The 18,179-nt window shown below is 46.7% G+C and carries 11 protein-coding genes; 8 read left to right on the top strand and 3 right to left on the bottom strand.

Annotation, left to right across the window (positions count from 1 at the left end; translation table 11 throughout):
• The first annotated feature begins 69 nt into the window (after nucleotides 1-69).
• The 3 genes from BLR32_RS24120 to BLR32_RS24110 are packed head-to-tail and all read left to right on the top strand — an operon-like array spanning nucleotide 70 to nucleotide 4,969.
• Nucleotides 70-1,758, top strand: coding sequence for an McrB family protein (locus BLR32_RS24120; RefSeq protein WP_089835408.1), 1,689 nt, complete (start codon nucleotides 70-72; stop codon nucleotides 1,756-1,758).
• Nucleotides 1,759-1,760: 2 nt separating this feature from the next.
• Entirely contained in the window at nucleotides 1,761-4,049 is a 2,289-nt protein-coding gene (locus BLR32_RS24115; RefSeq protein ID WP_089835407.1) for a DUF2357 domain-containing protein, read from the top strand.
• A gap of 23 nt (nucleotides 4,050-4,072) precedes the next feature.
• Entirely contained in the window at nucleotides 4,073-4,969 is an 897-nt protein-coding gene (locus tag BLR32_RS24110; RefSeq protein WP_089835406.1) for an aldo/keto reductase, read from the top strand.
• Between the two features lie 2 nt (nucleotides 4,970-4,971).
• Here BLR32_RS24110 and BLR32_RS24105 read toward each other — a convergent pair whose 3' ends face one another.
• Nucleotides 4,972-6,537, bottom strand: coding sequence for a S41 family peptidase (locus BLR32_RS24105; RefSeq protein WP_176842413.1), 1,566 nt, complete (start codon nucleotides 6,535-6,537; stop codon nucleotides 4,972-4,974).
• 358 nt (nucleotides 6,538-6,895) lie between these two features.
• Here BLR32_RS24105 and BLR32_RS24100 point away from each other — a divergent pair, with 358 nt between their 5' ends.
• The 5 genes from BLR32_RS24100 to BLR32_RS24080 all read left to right on the top strand — a co-directional run bounded on the left by BLR32_RS24100 (nucleotide 6,896) and on the right by BLR32_RS24080 (nucleotide 15,947).
• Nucleotides 6,896-9,184: a GH92 family glycosyl hydrolase gene (locus BLR32_RS24100; RefSeq protein WP_089835404.1), complete on the top strand. Its 2,289-nt coding sequence runs from the start codon at nucleotides 6,896-6,898 to the stop codon at nucleotides 9,182-9,184.
• 151 nt (nucleotides 9,185-9,335) lie between these two features.
• Nucleotides 9,336-10,130: an N-acetylmuramoyl-L-alanine amidase gene (locus BLR32_RS24095; protein WP_245705511.1), complete on the top strand. Its 795-nt coding sequence runs from the start codon at nucleotides 9,336-9,338 to the stop codon at nucleotides 10,128-10,130.
• A 17-nt stretch (nucleotides 10,131-10,147) separates the two neighbouring features.
• A complete protein-coding gene (locus tag BLR32_RS24090) occupies nucleotides 10,148-10,906 on the top strand; it encodes a hypothetical protein (protein ID WP_143011559.1) in 759 nt (252 codons plus the stop codon).
• Between the two features lie 373 nt (nucleotides 10,907-11,279).
• On the top strand, nucleotides 11,280-14,489 hold the full coding sequence (locus BLR32_RS24085; protein ID WP_089835402.1) for a SusC/RagA family TonB-linked outer membrane protein: 3,210 nt from the start codon (nucleotides 11,280-11,282) through the stop codon (nucleotides 14,487-14,489).
• A 24-nt stretch (nucleotides 14,490-14,513) separates the two neighbouring features.
• Nucleotides 14,514-15,947, top strand: a complete 1,434-nt coding sequence (locus BLR32_RS24080; protein WP_089835401.1) for a SusD/RagB family nutrient-binding outer membrane lipoprotein — start codon at nucleotides 14,514-14,516, stop codon at nucleotides 15,945-15,947.
• Nucleotides 15,948-16,188: 241 nt separating this feature from the next.
• On the opposite strand, the gene BLR32_RS24075 is transcribed toward BLR32_RS24080, so the two are convergent.
• Both BLR32_RS24075 and BLR32_RS24070 read right to left on the bottom strand, forming a co-directional pair.
• Nucleotides 16,189-16,974: an SDR family oxidoreductase gene (locus BLR32_RS24075; RefSeq protein WP_089835400.1), complete on the bottom strand. Its 786-nt coding sequence runs from the start codon at nucleotides 16,972-16,974 to the stop codon at nucleotides 16,189-16,191.
• 78 nt (nucleotides 16,975-17,052) lie between these two features.
• Nucleotides 17,053-18,177: an acyltransferase family protein gene (locus BLR32_RS24070; RefSeq protein WP_089835460.1), complete on the bottom strand. Its 1,125-nt coding sequence runs from the start codon at nucleotides 18,175-18,177 to the stop codon at nucleotides 17,053-17,055.
• Between the last annotated feature and the right edge of the window lie 2 nt (nucleotides 18,178-18,179).

The raw sequence follows: 18,179 nt of genomic DNA, 5'->3' as shown, positions 1-18,179 counted from the left end.
TTGATAATTAATTGGCATTTAGTTGTTTATGTTATTTTTTGATGTGATATTGAGATGAAATTGCATTGTATGAAACCTGCAAGGATCTATGACGTCAGGAACGGAAATACCGACTATCACAACCTGTTGTCTGACAACAGAGATTTCATTTTCTGGGATGAGGATATACTGAAAGATACCCGGTTGGGGGATGTGGTCTTTTTCGTGAACCGGGAGCAAAAGGAGGTCTTGTATACGGTAGCTACCAACACATTACGGACTGGCATTCGGAACAAGCGCTCCTGGCTGAAGGAATTTGAGTATAAAGGCAAGGTATACGGCGCGGGGGAAGGGGATGAGTTCAGGATGTACAAAATACGGCAGGCGGCGACTATTCCCGCAGGCTGGAAGTGGACCAAACCCCTTCGGCACAACGGCATAGCTGACCTTTCGATATCCGGAGCTGCTGATAACACTGCCCGGTTAACCCGGATGCATGATCTGAAACAGTTATTTCCTTCCGGACCGGCACTGGAGGTGTTGGAAGAATGTAACATGCACGTAGAGGCGGTAAACCTGACCGTTAACGAGCGGGAAATAGAAATGAAGCTCATTAGCCCTTCCGGATCGAAAAAGGCCGTAAAAGGGCTTAAAAATGAAAAAACGGGAATTGAGTTTACGCATCCTTACCGGCAATTGCTCATGGCTGTTAAAACGAAGCCTTTTGTTTTGCTGAGTGGGGTGAGCGGAACAGGAAAATCCTGGACGGTCAGAAAACTGGCTTACATCACTTGTGCTGATGCCGCACTGAGAAATGCAAGACAGCCCGGTAATTTTGAGATGATCAGGGTAAGGCCGGACTGGCATGACACTGACGACCTGCTGGGATACCTGGTGACCCGGGAAGGCACCTCAAGATATCATTGCACTGGCCTGCTCCGTTTTATTGTTAAAGCATGCCGGTATCCACATATCCCATTCTTCGCCTGCCTGGATGAAATGAACCTGGCAAAGATTGAACACTATTTTCCCGACTTCCTGAGTATACTCGAAACTGCCCGGCAGGCAGATGACGTTACGGCCTATGATGCTTTCATCAGCAGCGATGACGTGTCCGTATATAGCACAGGAGATCCCGGTTTCTGGGCTAAACTGGGGATAGCAGACGATACCCGCCTTCAGGCTTATTTTCTCGAAAGAGGGATCGTGATGCCTGCTAATCTGGCCGTGATCGGAACCATTAACATGGATGAAACAACCCATACCATCAGTCAGCGCGTATTGGATAGAACGATGGTGATCGAAATGCATAACGTTGATATGGAATATGGCTTGACTTCATGGGCAGAAACATGGGAATACCCTGATACATATGAAGCTGCGGCAGCGCTTACAACAGGCATATTAAAAGGGCCGGAAGTATATAGTAACAACTCTAAAAAAAGGAATCGGATCATCAGCGAACTGACAAAGCTGAATGACATACTGAAAGATTCTCCGTTTGCACTTTCTCTTCGTGTAAGAAATGACGTACTGTTATACTGTGCTTATAATGAGGCATTGGCCGCTAACGGGCCTGTACCCGGAAACTGGCTGGATATCTGTATCGATGAGGCGATCTGTATGAAAATCCTGACAAGGATCGCGGGCGATGCTGCCGAGTGCGAAGATATTATTGAAGGATTACAGGCGGCTACCAGGCAGTATCCTGCCTGCCAGCGGAAATTATCAAGGATACAGCGTCAATTAAGAAAAACCGGCCTCACATCATTCTGGTGATCATGAATATACTAACTATCCACCATAAAGACTTCTCTATCGAATTTGACCTGCTGAATCCCGCAGGAATAGAAGACTTTGAAAATGCATTTGAAACCTCGAAGAAGAGGCATGCGCCTGAGAACTTTGAAACAACCTATCTTTTTACAGGTCCGCTCAGGAAATTCGAGATCTGGCAGCCTGCCTCGAAGGAGGTGGAAAGCTCCGATATCTATACTGTGAAGCATCCGGTATTCTTCGAGAATATAGCCTATTCAGTAAGCATCGATTTTCGTCCGGAGGTAGTATCGGCTTCCATCTATTCCCGAGTGAAAAATGTGAAGAATATGTTTAAGGTGAGGACCACAAAAGGAGATACCCAGTTTGCTTCGGCGGAACTAAAATTTAATAATGAACCGGGAGAGTTTGACCTGATCATCGATTATCAGCATAAAACGGTTTCACACAGTGTCCTGTTCCAGTTCACTATATTCCCGTCGAAACTTGACATCCAGAAAGACCATCCTGCCATGGTGAAGCAGATAGAAAGGATATATCCCCGGTTGGCGATCGATTATCTGAGGAAAACCTATCATTATTTTGAGGTTAGGGACAGTGGTGAAAGTGATATCCTTTGGTGGACCATTTTCGGAAATATTTTCAGAAGCATTTTACGGCACCTGGATGTCATTGTGAAGGATCCTTATAAAACGTTATCCACGGGGAAAGGATTCATGCGTGAAGACAAGATAAAAAGGGCTGAAGGCCGGCTGGCAGATAAGCTGGTCCGATTCGATGGGCATCCGGACAAATACTTTGAAGTGGACACCAAAGTTCTTGTGGAAGACAATTACGAGAACAGGTATGTGAAATATGTCATAACAGACATACTTGAACACTTTAAACGCATTTATAAGTTAGTTCAAAAAGATGGCAGTAATGCACGAATGGACAAGGAATACCGCATGCAGCTGGAATTTGCGGGAGAAGCGATCGCTCACTTACTAGCCCGCCCTTTTTTCAAAGGTGTAGGAAAACTGCAGGACAGAAAAAGATTTTCGCCAGTGTTAGCTAAACAGCCTGGATATGCCGGACTAATGAAAGACTGGGAAACCCTGAAGATGGGATTTGAATTACAGGAAGGACTGTATGAAATAGAGCTGAAAGATATTGCTTATCTCTACCAGCTCTGGAGCTTCTTTGCCATGACTGATATGATACAGAAGATTACGGGAGTAGCACCGGAGGTTAAAAAAATGCCAACGATAAAGGGCAACACGTTCCGTCTTTCACCAGATAAGAACATGCATTCCAAACTGCTTTTCGAGTGTGCCGGCGGTATAAATATTGAGCTTTACCAGGAACTGTGGTACACGAATAATTTCGATGCGGATGATGCCGGAACAATCAATGGAAATAAATGCCCGGATATTATCCTGCGGATAGGGAAAAAAGATCAGCCGAGAAACCTGTATCTGACTTACCTGTTTGATGCCAAATATCGCCTTATGGAATCAGACAGGTATAATATGCTGGAAAAGATGGATGAGCCGCTGCAGGAAGATCTGGACAAGATGCGGGTATACAGGGATGCTATTGTCAGCAGGAGGAAGAAGGGAAGCCGGTATGAGCATTCCAGGGAGGTCCTGGGAGCCTATGTATTGTTTCCCGGGGTTGGTAAGGCAGAATATCATGATCGCTATTACCGGCAGATCATTCATGAAGAAAATCTCGGAGGCTTTCCATTCCTGCCGGGTAATGCAGTAGGGCTGGCTTTGCTGGAGAAACACCTGATGCATATTATAACAAAAGATTCTGCCCGGCTGCTGGAAAAAGCGCTGCCGCAAAAGGGACGGAGCTACAAGGTTGCGGATGCTTTCGTACTGGTAGAGTTTGTGGCGACGAAGGATAGTGCGCTGTATGATGATCTTGTGGCAGGCAATGCAACTGATTATATCTGCAGGAAATTTGATCGGGGGGTAGGGTCGGGGATAGTGCGTTATTTCGCTCCTTATATAGAAGGAAAGGGTATCCCTTGTTTTTATGAGGTTACAGGTCATGACCACCAGCCCCGCAGAAAGGTATATCCACCCGGACATCCCTTATTCTTTGATAGTGGTCATAAGCACATGGTATTAAAACTAACGGAGAAGGAGATGCTGGACGACTATGTACGGATCAAAGGAATGGCCGGCAACAGGAGATATACACAGGTAAAGTACCTCCTCAATCCCGTGGATAGCTTCATCAAAACTATCCCTGAGAAAGATATCCCATTGCCCGGGCGTAGAGATCCGGCGTCTGCTTCCTAAGCAGAATTGCTTAAATTAGAACCATGAATTACAATATTCTTGGGAACTCTACACTTGACATCTCCGAGATAGCTTTCGGCTGTATGTCCTTAGGCAATAATGTTGCGGAAAATGAAACCCTGATCAACCAGGCGCTGGACAAGGGAATTAACTTCTTTGATACAGCCGATCTGTATCAGCAGGGAGAAAATGAAAAACAACTGGGTAGGGCATTGAAAGAACGCCGTAATGATGCCATCATAGCCACCAAGGTTGGTAATCAATGGCGGAGCGATGGCAGCGGGTGGGATTGGAACCCCTCACCGGAATATATTAAGAAAGCCGTAGACGACAGTCTGCGCCGCCTGGACACGGATTATATCGACCTGTACCAGTTGCATGGCGGTACCCTGGATGATCCTATTGATGACATTATTGAAACTTTCGAGCAGTTGCAACGCCAGGGGAAGATCCGGTATTATGGCATCTCTTCCATCAGGCCTAATGTGATCAGGGAATATGTGAAAAGATCACGCATTAGCAGTGTCATGATGCAGTATAGCCTGCTGGACAGAAGACCAGAAGAAGAAGTGTTCCAGCTGTTGGACAAGAACAACATTGGCGTACTGGCAAGAGGCAGCGTAGCTAAAGGATTACTGGCAGGAAAGCCGGCAGAGCCCTATCTGAACTATAGCGCCGAAGAAGTGAGCAGAATCGCGAAAATAGTAGCTAAATTCTCCGAAGATAAACGTACTCCGGCGCAAACCGCTATTTGTTATGTATTGGGAGAACCTGCTGTAAGAGCAGCCGTAGTAGGAATAAGAACGCTGACGCAATTGGAAGAGGCTGCGGGCTTACCTGCTACCACTCCGCTTACGTCAGCGGACAGAGTTCTATTGGGATTTGAGCTGGCCGCAAATTATTACGACCAGCACCGGTAATATTATTGAATCCGTTTACCTATACGATAATCCACCATCCCGTTGAAGCGGGGAGAAGCGATAGACGATGGGATAGCGGCACGCTGGTTGACAGCGGTTTCTGTCAGCACACGGGCGTTGGCGGATGTCCTGGCAAAGCTGCCGGTAGTGATATAACTGAAGATCCTGTCCAGGTTCTCATCATCATTCCTGTATCCCCAGGGAACATTGACATAGTCGTTCGCTACCTGGTCGGGCGCTATCCCTGTATAATAACCGCCTACGTGGCTGGCATTCTCCGTAGCAAAGTTGATAGCATACAGGTCGGCAAGGTATTGCTTGGTATGTGTGCTGTCATACTTTGAGATGTTGAAAGTGATAAAACCTACCGGCTTACCATAAGTAGTATCTCCAACCAGTTTCACATTCATGTAAGGCAGCAGGTTATTCAGCGTCAGCTCACTGGCAGAAGCCGTGTGTGAGCCTGTGATGAAGAACACATTGTTGAGATTCAGTCCGCCGGTGACATTCGGAAACTTCACACTGGTTTCCAGTCCCGTACCGTCAAGGTTAGCTGTTAGCTTATCATTATACTGGTAGTAGTACATCGTTTTGCCGGCTGCAGAAGCAGGAGCGATGGCACTGTCCAGGTATTCGGCCGTGGTAACAGAACCACCCTGGTTGTAACGCAGGTCTACTATCAGGTTGGTGATGCCTGCTGCTTTGTACTTGGCGAAAAGGGCGTCCAGTTTGGTTTTCGTCAAAGTAGCGGCTCCCTGCGTATTGTAGGTGCTGGTGAAGGTGTAAAAGACAAAGTAGCCTACCTTCTGACTATTCACCGTGTAAACAGTGTCAAACAACACGGGGTTGATGGTGAAAGTGCCGGAAGTAAGCGTATAGTTAGCCTCGGCGCCTGTTACTGCCTTTTTTACCTTTAAGGTCACCGAGGTGGAGTAATAGATGGCATTGGTTACTTTGGAGACATTAGCGCCGTTGGCTCCGTCGTAACTGATATTGCTGTCTCCGTTTACGGCAGTGATCTCATCCCCCCGGGTCAGACCTTTCTGGCCGGCAGGAGAGTTTTTATCCGCATAGACAATATACAGGTAAGATTTGGAGCCATCAGAAGCATAGCTGACCTCCATCCCATAGTTGCCGGTAGCGCTTACTTTATTAAAGGTTTCGGAAAGACCATTCTGTAATGAACTGGACAATGAACCCGTACGGTCCAGGAAGCTATAGCGGTCCAGTACGGTGCCGGCGCTATTCTTGGAATACGTTTTCATCGTACTCAACAGATCATCAGCAGTGGCGTAAGTGCTGCTGGAAGGATCCAGTTGCGGAACCTGGGTATACCAGAAATAAGTTGGCAGGTCGGTCGTTTTGTTACGGCCCCCATCCACATATGTTACCTGCATAATGCGGTACATAAGATATTTGAGGGAATCTTCATCTGTTACGACTGTTGAGGATGTTGGCGTAGTATTGTCCACCTTGGTACTGTCTTTCTTACGACAGGCGCTGAATACAGCGCTGAAAACAACACCCGCTACAACCATTTTCATGGCTAGCGTAAAATGTTTGTTCATATGTTCATGTTCTTTTAGGTAGTTGACTTGAAATGGGAATTGCGAACATTCGCAGTGATTTGATTTGAATTTTAAACGGCAGATTGGCATCTTGTCGTATAAAGAAACATCACATGGCCTCTTTTCGTCTGTCAAACGACAAAATCTATCGTTTGACTTTAAAAGTTGGGGCAGGTTTATTCCTGTGGTTAAAACATATTAAGTTTTAAAATAAAGATGGCATTCCGACGTGCAAAGCTAAATCATTTAAGCCTCGCTATCAGTCACGGTTTCGCAATTTTAAAAAATAGACTCTTATTTTTCGCCTGAAAAGCTATTTTTACAGACTATAAAAAGCTAAAATTCCATCCGTCTCAACATGAAAAGAGTTATTTTTTCCGCCCTTATGCTTGCCTCCTGCTGGGTAAAGGCGCAAACCGTCAACAGCGTAACCGATCCGGTAGAATGGGTCAACCCGCTAATGGGTACCGATTCCAAAGGATCCCTGTCTACTGGTAACACCTATCCCGCTATCGCCACTCCATGGGGTATGAACTTCTGGATGCCGCAAACCGGTAAAATGGGAGACGGTTGGGCTTATACCTATGATTCTGATAAACTGCGCGGTTTTAAACAGACCCACCAGCCCAGTCCGTGGATCAACGACTATGGTCAGTTTGCCATCATGCCGGTAACCGGGAAGGTAAAATTCAAAGAAGATGACAGGGCCAGCTGGTTCTCTCATAAAGCAGAAGTATCCAAACCATATTATTATAGCGTATACCTGGCCGACCATGACGTGACCACTGAGATCACGCCCACCGAAAGGGCAGCGGCTATCCGTCTTACCTATCCTAAGACTGACAGCGCCTTTCTGGTGATCGACGCCCTGGATAAAGGTTCTTATATCAAGGTATTACAGGCTGAACATAAGATAGTTGGTTATACCACCAAAAATAGCGGTGGCGTGCCTGCTAACTTTAAGAACTACTTCGTACTGACTTTCGATAAGCCATTCACTTATGTGGCTACCTTCAAAAACGGCGAACTGAAAGCCGGTGAAGCAGAAGCCCAGGACAAACACGTTGGCGCTGTAATCGGTTTTGCCACTGTAAAAGGGGAGAAGGTGAACGTAAAAGTAGCATCTTCCTTTATAAGTCCTGAACAGGCGGAGCTGAACCTGCAGAAGGAGATCGGTAGCAGTAGTTTTGACGCTGTTAAAGACAAGGCAAAGGCTGCCTGGAACAAAGAGCTGAGCCGCATCAAGGTAGAAGGCGGTACTTCCGACCAGACACGCACCTTCTACTCCTGCCTGTATCGTGCGATGCTGTTCCCACGCAAATTCTATGAATATGACGCTAAAGGCGCCGTAGTACACTACAGCCCTTACAATGGCCAGGTACTGCCGGGTTACATGTTCACCGACAATGGTTTCTGGGATACTTTCCGTGCTGTGTTCCCATTCTTCAACCTGATGTACCCATCTATGAATGCGCACATCATGGAAGGCATGGTGAATGCTTACAAAGAAAGTGGCTGGTTACCTGAGTGGGCAAGTCCTGGTCACCGTGATTGTATGATCGGTTCTAACTCTGCATCCCTGATCGCAGACGCTTATTTAAAAGGTGTGACTGGTTTTGATGTGAACACTGCTTATGAAGCGATCCTGAAAAATGCAGATAATGCTGGTCCGCTGACCTCTGTGGGCCGCGCTGGTGTGAAATATTACAATGAGCTGGGATATGTGCCTTATGACGTGAACGTGAACGAGAACACTGCCCGTACACTCGAATATTCATATGACGACTTCACCATCTACAAACTGGCGAAGGCGCTGAAACGCCCGGCTGCTGAAGTAGAAAGGTTCGCAAAACAGGCCCGCAACTACCGCAATGTATTCGATCCTGAAACAAAACTGATGCGTGGTAAGAACAAAGATGGCAAGTTCCAGACTCCTTTCAACCCTTTCAAATGGGGTGATGCCTTCACTGAAGGTAACAGCTGGCACTATACCTGGTCTGTATTCCACGACGTACAGGGCCTGATTGACCTGATGGGTGGTAAAAAGACTTTCACAGCTATGCTGGACTCTGTATTTGCTATGGCTCCGGTATATGACGACAGCTACTATGGTGGTACTATCCATGAGATCCGCGAAATGCAGATCATGAACATGGGACAGTATGCACATGGTAACCAGCCTATCCAGCACATGATCTACCTGTACAACTATGGTGGTGAGCCATGGAAGGCACAGTACTGGCTGAGAGAGGTAATGAACCGCCTGTATTCTGCTACTCCTGAAGGATATTGTGGTGATGAGGATAATGGTCAGACTTCTGCCTGGTATGTATTTACGGCGATGGGCTTCTATCCTGTATGTCCGGGTACACAACAGTATGTAGTAGGTGCGCCTTTATTTAAAAAGACCACCGTGACCCTGGAAAATGGCAAACAGGTGATCATCTCCGCTCCTAAGAACAGCGAAGCAAACCGTTATGTAAAAGGCATGACCTTCAACGGCAAGCCATATACCAATAACTGGCTCGATCACAATGCGCTCATGAAAGGTGCTACCATCAATTTCGATATGGATGCAGTGCCTAACAAGACAAGAGGTACCGCTGACAAGGATGCGCCTTATTCCCTGTCACAGGAACTGAAATAGGTTGATCGGTCCGTAGACTGACATCAATAATACTAACAACAAGCCCGGCTCGTTTTAATAGAGCCGGGCTTGTTAATTAACGGATAATCATTAAATTAAGATACCAAAGATGAATACAATGAAGCAATATCCACGTTTAATATTATGGGTAATGGCCGCAACAATATACAGTTGTGCGCCTAAACCTTATGCAACGACCAATAAGGCGTACCGTCAGCAGGCAAAACAATATGCCAGTGTACTGAGAGCACAGCCTTCACAGGTACCAGCAGAAGGCGCCCCTGCAGCAGTGAACTGGATCGGCACCACGAATTTTAATATGCGGAAGCCTAACTATGTTATCATTCATCATACAGCGCAGGGCTCCTGCGATTCCACCTTCCGCACCTTCACTCTTCCCCGTACACAGGTAAGCGCACATTATGTGATCTGTGGCGACGGAACGATCAATCATATGCTGAACGATTATCTGCGTGCATGGCATGCCGGCTTGTCCAAATGGGGCAATGTAACCGATATGAACTCCTGCTCTATCGGAATTGAGCTGGACAACAACGGGCTTGTGCCGTTTCAGCCACAGCAGATTAACAGTCTGATGGTGTTGCTGGATTCCCTGAAGCACCGGTATAATATTCCGGCAGCCAATTTCATTGGTCACGGAGATATTGCTCCCAGCCGTAAGGTAGATCCCAGCGCTTATTTCCCCTGGCAGCAGCTGGCAGAGAAGGGTTTTGGCTTGTGGTATGGCGACACCGCAAAGATCATCCTGCCGGGAGATTTCAACAGCAAACAGGCACTGCGTATTGTTGGCTATGACACCAGGGATTCAGTGGCTGCTATAAAAGCCTTCAAAAGGCATTTTATTCCTGCTGATTCCACAACTGGTATTGATCTTGATGAAGGGGAGAAGAAGATACTATTCAGTCTCATGCAACAAAGTGAATAACCTTTTTAAATAACGTTATGCGATCCTTGTCTATTAGCCTCTGCTGTCTTTTTGCATTGTGTACACAGATCTCTCCCGTATTCGCACAGAAAGGGGACTGGTATACATTTACTACCGGAAATACACCGGTTTGTCATCTGAAGATCGATGATGATGAACTGGTGATAGGAAACACAGGCGGTCCTTCCCGGCAGGTAAAGTTAGCAGGGGCGTCTGGCAGGGGAGGCGGGGAGCAGCACCTGGAAGTAAAGCGGGTCTTTGATAATGGCAGAATGTATACGATCCATCTGTCGGACGATAACATCTATTTCTGCACTACATTCCAGTACTTCAAGCGACAGGATTCCCTGGTGATGTTCTGTGCAGATGGTGTGGATAATGGATATAAGACTATGCAGGAAGCGCTGGCCGCAATTAAAAAAGATACTGGTTCTCATTTCAGTATCACCCTCTATAAACAGGAACAACTGGATGCGCTGAAGCGGAAGCCTCCTGTTACAAAGGCTACGGAACAGGAGTTCAGCGCCGGCCTGGAGCAGTTTACCAAACAGATGGACCAGTTCTGGCAATACCGGGGATATGGCCGATATGAGCCTTATTACACCTGGATGAACCTGATATATGGTAACGCTTTTGCTGGTGCATTCCGCGATAAATTCAATCCCTTAACCCTCGATGCAAAGAATCTGAAGGGCCCCATTTCTAAGTACAGTGCTAATCCGGCGGTGAAAAAACAGTTGCAGGATGCAGGATTATTGCCCGGAGAGGACCAATAGATACTTATTTCTCCCGCTATTGATAGTATTTAAACGAATATAAATATTATTCAGCCTATTAAGTCTACTTGTTTTGTAGGTTACTAAATATATGTTAATTTTGGCGCAGTATTAAAGCCAACAGTTAAATGGTCATAGCCTATATGTTCAATCAGGGTACAGCAGCAGGAGTCTGTAGTAAATCAGCCGAAACCATGTCCCGGTGTTGTACCGGCATGCATTGTTCCTCTTACATGTGCATGTAAAACCTGTTTCAGATAATTAATTAACAGAAACCATCTAATCGTCGTAACTGCGGGTCGTCCGGCAGAGGGACATTTCATTGCCCGGACAGACCAGCAATCATCTTAAAACACTTCGTAAATCTGATACAATGATCAAACATTTAAAAGCAACAGCTGGCATACTGCTGTTCCTGGTACTGGGTCTGCAATGGGCACAGGCGCAGGATAACAAAGTATCCGGTGTTGTTACCTCCCGCTCCGATGCACAACGTATTCCGGGTGCGATCGTTACTATCAAGGGAACCAACCGTGGTACAACCACTGATGCTGATGGTAAGTTCTCTATCACAGCAAAACCAACCGACACACTTCGTTTCTCTTTCATAGGTTATAGTCCGGTAGACCAGGTAGTGGGTACTGGTAAGGTGATCAATATTGCACTGGAAAGCGCTGAAAGCAAGCTGAATGAAGTAGTGGTAACTGCGCTGGGCATTTCCAGAGAAAAACGTTCCCTCGGTTATGCCGTACAGGAACTGAAGTCGAAAGATATCGCGGAAGCCAAAGAAACCAACCTGGTAAATGCACTGGCAGGTAAGATCGCCGGTGTAACGGTGACCAACAGCCAGGGTAACCTGGGTTCTTCCCGTATCATCATCCGTGGTGAAACTTCTATCGCGGGTAACAACCAGCCACTGTTCATTATAGATGGTGTGCCGGTAGATAACAGTCAGCTGGGTGTGGGTACTGGTCGTGACTTCGCTAATGCCATCTCCGATCTGAACCCCGACGATATCGAATCGCTGAGCGTACTGAAAGGCCCTAACGCTGCGGCTTTGTACGGTTCACGCGCAGCCGCCGGTGTACTGGTGATCAAAACCAAGACCGGTAAAGGCGCCAAAGGCCTGGGTATTACTGTAAATTCCAGCGCTACCTTCGAGAGCCTGCTGGTACTGCCTAAGTTCCAGGATGTATATGGACAGGGTTCTGGCGGACAGTTCTCTTATGTAGATGGTAAAGGTGGTGGATTGAATGATGGTACAGATGAAAGCTGGGGCCCGAAAATGGATGGCCGCCTCATTCCCCAGTTCTTCTCTAATGGTCAGCCGGCTCCTTTTGTGCCGCATCCTGATAACGTAAGAGATTTCTATGAAACAGGTTATACACTGAATAATGGTTTATCAGTAGGTGGCAGCAATGAGAAACTCGATTACCGTTTCTCTTACAATAATACCAAACAGACCGGTATCCTGCCTAATACAGGTATCACCCGTAACTCATTTACACTGAACAGTACTTACCGTATCGCGCCTAAACTGACCCTGAGTACATTTGCCAACTATACCAGGGGCGGTGCAGACAACCTGCCGGGTGTGGATGGTCGTCGAGGCAACAGTGTGACCCTGCAGTTCATCTGGTTTGGCCGCCAGGTAGATACCAAACTGCTGCGCAATTACAAGAATGCAGATGGTACAGATTACAACTGGAACCACAGCTATTACAGCAATCCTTACTGGATCCAGAACGAAAATACAGTAGGACAGGTACGTAACCGTTTCTTCGGAAATGCCCGTCTCTCTTACGAAATCACCAACTGGCTCTCTGCTAATCTGCGCGTGGGTACAGATACTTACAATGACAAGCGTAAATACAAAGTTGCATACTATACTAATGGTACTCCATTTGGTTCCTATACAGAAGATAACTACCTCGTAACAGAAACCAACATTGAGTTTACATTGAATGCAAAGAAGAAACTTAACAGCGACTTCTCTATTGATGGATTGATCGGTGCCAACGAGCGTACCAATCAGTTCGAACAGAACTATCAGCAGGCGCCTAAATTGGCTGTAAAAGATGTGTATACCCTGAACAACTCCAGGGATCCGTTAATCTCTACCAGTTTATTCACCAAACTGAGAGTATACAGTGCATTTGCATCTGCTCAGCTGAGCTTCAGGGACTGGGCTTTCCTGAACGTTACTGCACGTAACGACCGCTCTTCTACACTGCCTGCTGCAAACAACTCTTATTTCTATCCTTCTGTGAATGCGTCTGTGGTGTTGAGCGATGCGCTTGGTGTCAAAGGTGATGTATTGTCTCTCCTGAAGATCAGAGGTGGATGGGCGCAGGTTGGTAATGATGCAGTTCCTTATCAGCTGATCAATACTTATCCATTCAGTCAGCCTTTCGGTAGCAATCCAATGCTGACCGTGAATGATAAGTTCCTGAAGAAAGATCTGAAACCAGAGATCACCAAAGCATCAGAAGTAGGTCTGGAAGCAAGTTTCTTCGATGACCGTATCCGTACTGATGTGACCTATTATACATCCAGCAGTTACAACCAGATCCTGCTGGCTGACGTAAGTGCCACTACCGGTTATCTGAAAAAACTGCTGAACGCAGGTAAGATCAACAACCATGGTGTGGAAGTAACCTTAGGTGGTACGCCAATCACTACTGCTTCCGGTTTCCGCTGGGATATCAACTTCAACTATGCGAAGAACATCAGTAAGGTTGTAGAGCTGGATAAAGAAGGATTCCTGAATGATTATGTGCTGGGTAGCTCTGGTAATATACAGGTACTGGCCAGCAAAGGAAAACGTTATGGTGCACTGTATGGTAAAGCCTTCAAACGCGATGCACAGGGACGTATCCTGGTAAATGAAACAGGTACTGCAGCAGGTACGCCGCAGATCGCTGACGACAAAAAAGTACTGGGTTACTATACACCGAAATGGACGGGAAGTGTGAACAACAACTTCTCCTTTAAAGGATTCACATTAGGCTTCCTGATCGATACAAGACAGGGTGGCCAGATCTGGTCCGGTACTAATTACACCGGTATCTATACAGGTGTACTGGCAGCGAGCCTGCCTGGCCGTGATGCAGAACATGGAGGTCTTCCTTATTACTATGCCGGCAATAACGGTGCTACCAAAGCAATCCGCCTGGCAGACCACAATGCAGCAGCTCCTGGTGGAGAAACTGTATACCATGATGGTATGGTCTTCGATGGTGTAACTGCAGATGGTAAAAAGAATGAGCAGATCGTGTCAGCACAGACTTATTACAAATCTGTGTATAGCTCTTCCCTGAATGAGAGCAGTGTATACAATGCTTCTTTCATCAAACTGCGTGAAGTAAGACTGGGATATGCATTGCCACAGGAGCTGATCCACAGATGGGGCCTGCAGGCAGTTAATCTGACGGTAACTGCACGTAACCTCTGGTATATAGACAAGAAGGTACCTAACATTGATCCTGAAACAGCATTCAACACTGGTAACGGACAAGGTCTTGAAACCTTACAGATCCCGACAGTGCGTAGTGTAGGTCTTAACCTGAGGGTATCCTTTTAATTGAACAGATTAAACGTAGCAATCATGAAATTAGTTAAATATATATTGGGTCTGGCGGGTGCAGCAGTGATACTGAGCAGTTGCACGAAACAACTGGAAGACATCAACAAGAACCCAAATGAATCTGAATCAGTACAGCCGGACTACCTGCTGACCAATGGTATCAAAACCAATGTGGACACTTACTGGGGTACTGATGCTTCTATGGAAACCAGTCTGCTGTATGTGCAGTACTGGGCTAAGATCCAGTACACTGATCCCGACAGGTATATTCCTGCTGCTACCAGTATCCAGACTGTATGGAATAACTTCTATGCACAGGGCGTATCTGATTTTACCAAACTGATAGAGCTGGGCGATACCCTGCACAATCCAAACTACAAGGCAGTGGGTATCATCATGCGTTCATGGATCTTCCAGGTGTTGACAGACCTGTATGGTGATGTGCCTTATAAACAGACTTCCCAGATTGAACAGTACCTGACACCTGAATATGATGCACAGCGTGATATTTACCTGGGACTGCTGGCTGAGCTGAAAACAGCTGTAGGACTGATCTCTCCGTCAGATAATCCTATTGCCGGCGATATCCTGTATAATGGAAGCATGCTGCGCTGGAAGAAATTTGCCAACTCTTTAAGACTGCGTATCGCTTTGCGTATATCTGATAAAGAGTTTGCCGCGGCGAAAGCAGTATTTGATGAAATAGGTGCTGACGACAATAACCTGATCACTGACAACTTAGATAACGCACAACTGATCTACCAGGCATCTCCTAACCAGAACCCGGTAGCAAAGAACAGGGAAACCCGTAACGACTACAGGATCAGTAAGAGTGTGGTAGATAAACTGAATGCATTGAATGATCCACGCTTGTCTATCTATGGTGCACTGCCAAGAGATACTAATAAGATCGTGGGTGTTACGAATGGTCTGCGTACTGATTCTGCATCCCGTCTGGGCCTGAACAAGACTTCTGATGTAGGAGCAGTGTTCACTGCTACTGCAGCTCCGGCAGTGTTATTCAATGCGGCTGAACTGTGGTTCATCAAGGCAGAAGCGGCGCAGGTCGGATTATTATCAGGTGATGCAGCTACACTGTATACAAAAGCGGTGACAACTTCACTGAAGCAGTACAATGTAAGTGACGTGAATGTAGCGACTTACGTGGCGCAACCTTCTGTAGTATACAATCCTGCTAATTACAAACAATCCATCGGTGACCAGAAATGGCTGGCGTTGTTTGGAGAAGGGTTGGAAGGTTTTGCGGAATGGCGCAGACTGGACTATCCTAAACTGGCACCTGCATATTCCGGTGCACTTGGAGCAGGTAAGATGCCACTGAGACTGACTTATCCATCTTCCGAGCAGGCATTGAACGGAGTTAACTACAAGAAAGCCGTAGCCAATCAGGGCCCGGACCAACTGGTTACCCGTTTATGGTTTGACAAGGAGTAATATAAAAGCGGGACAGTTTTCCCGCTTGCGTAAATGAATTTCCGTTTTTGCTTTACAGGTTGGGACAGGATTGTGGAGTTTTGTAAGATCAGATACACACTTGTTCAATTTGTAATAGTAAAAAGTGATGAATTAGGCCCCGGTTTTTGCCGGGGCCTTTACTTTTTGAGAATATCTTAATTGGTTTGTATGTTATCAGGTGGAACCGACTTCTTTTGATGTGAGGACGGGGATAGCGTTGTTATAACACCGGTGTTTTCCCTCCATCTACACAGAGGTTGGTGCCGGTAATATATCCTGCGGCCGGTGTGGCCAGAAAAGCAACAGCTGCAGCAATCTCTTTCGGGTCAGCAAAGCGTTTCATGGGTATCTCGTTCAGCAGTTCTTCTTCTATGGTGGTGATGGCGGTATTGCGCCGGGCGGCATTCTGTTCCAGGATGGTCTGCAGGCGGGCCGTATTGGTAGTGCCAGGCAGGACATTGTTTACAGTAATGCCATAAGGCGCCAGTTCGCTGGCCATCGTCTTTGCCCAGTTGGCCACTGCTGCCCTGATGGTATTAGAGACGCCCAGGTTTCTGAGCGGTGCTTTTACCGATGTTGAAATGATATTGATAATGCGGCCATAGCCGGCGGCGGTCATGCCGGCTATGACAGCTTGTACAAGTATGTGATTGATGATCAGATGTTGCTGAAAGGCATCAGTAAATTCGTGTATATCGGCTTCCATTACTGGGCCTGTCTTAGGGCCGCTGGTATTGTTCACCAGGATATGTACTGTTTTACTTTCAGCAATATGCTGGATGGTCTGTTCTACCTGCTGTGTATCGCGGAAGTCAGCTACCTTGTAACTGTGCTCCTGTAAGTGATCGGTTGCTAGTGTGGGCACAACGGCTTTCAGTGTTTCTCTGTTCCGGGCCAGCAGAATGCATTCTGCTCCCAACGCTGCCAGTTCCCTGGCTGTTGCCAATCCTATTCCCTGAGTGCTTCCACAGATAACGGCGGTTTTCCCCTTTAAAGATAGTTCCATACTAATAGATAACTAATAATTACACAATGATCTGCAAAAGCCGTTGTCTTATTATTAGCTAAGATAGGACATCCTGACTTAAACACGTATGTATATACGCTTTTTATCAAGTATCTTGCCCACCGACCAGCAAAGTAACATATACACCAGGGCAAACAGCAGGGAGCCTGGTTTACCCGGAAGTATCGCCTGGAAAATGTAGGTATTGATCCAGCGGTGCACGCTCATGTCGCCCACCTGGAAGAAATAGAGGAAAATAACCAGTACTTCAGACAGCAAATAGAGGAACAGCGGATTCTTGCCAAAAACGGTGAAGAAGCTGGTCCAGCGTTCCTGTTTTTTATAGTCGATCACATAGATCAGTATCGCGAGGATCCAGAGGTCTATTCCCACGGTAAAGAGCACATAAGAGCTGGTCCAGAGCTTTTTGTTGATCGGGAATACCGTATTCCACACCAGTGCCACCAGTATCAGCAATCCGCCCATTTGTAACAGGCGGGTGCGGCCCAGGGCTGTTTTACCATGTTCCTGGATAAACAGACCGGTGTAATAACCGGCAATGACATTCACAATTGCAGGAAGGGTGCTTAGCAGTCCCTCAGGGTCGAATGCGATGCCTTCACCATGATAGAGGTGGCTGTCGCCCAGTACCAGTTTATCAAAGCTTATGGCAGCATTACCTGTCAGGCTGTAAGGATCGCCTGGCTGGCCGAAGGCATACATAATAGCCCAATAACCCAGCAGCAGCACCGCGCTTACTATCCATACCGCCTTTTTAGGCAGGTAGTGGATCAGCAGAGAGCCAAAGCAATAGCAGAGGGCAATGCGTTGTAGTACACCCAGGATACGGGTGTCTGAAATAGGGATAAATTCCAGGCCGGTATCCGTATGCCGTACAAAGGGCAACCAGTACATCAGGTAACCCAGCAGGAAAATGAGAATGGTACGGCGGAAAATTTTGGCCAATACGGTGGTGTTATCCAGTTCTGCGAACTTGCGCATACTGAAGCTCATGGCATTTCCCACGGCAAACAGAAAGGAAGGGAATACCATATCGGTCGGTGTACAGCCATGCCATTTGGCGTGGTTGAGAATGGAATAGGCCGTGTCCCATCCCGGCGTATTCACAATGATCATAAAACATACGGTTAATCCCCTGAAAACGTCCAGCGGTAAAAAGCGCTGTGGTGTAGCTTTGCTCATAG

The sequence above is a fragment of the Chitinophaga filiformis genome (assembly GCF_900102545.1).
Lineage (GTDB): Bacteria > Bacteroidota > Bacteroidia > Chitinophagales > Chitinophagaceae > Chitinophaga > Chitinophaga filiformis.
Note: the sequence above shows the minus strand (reverse complement) of the source record. Positions and strands in the feature narration are given on the sequence as shown.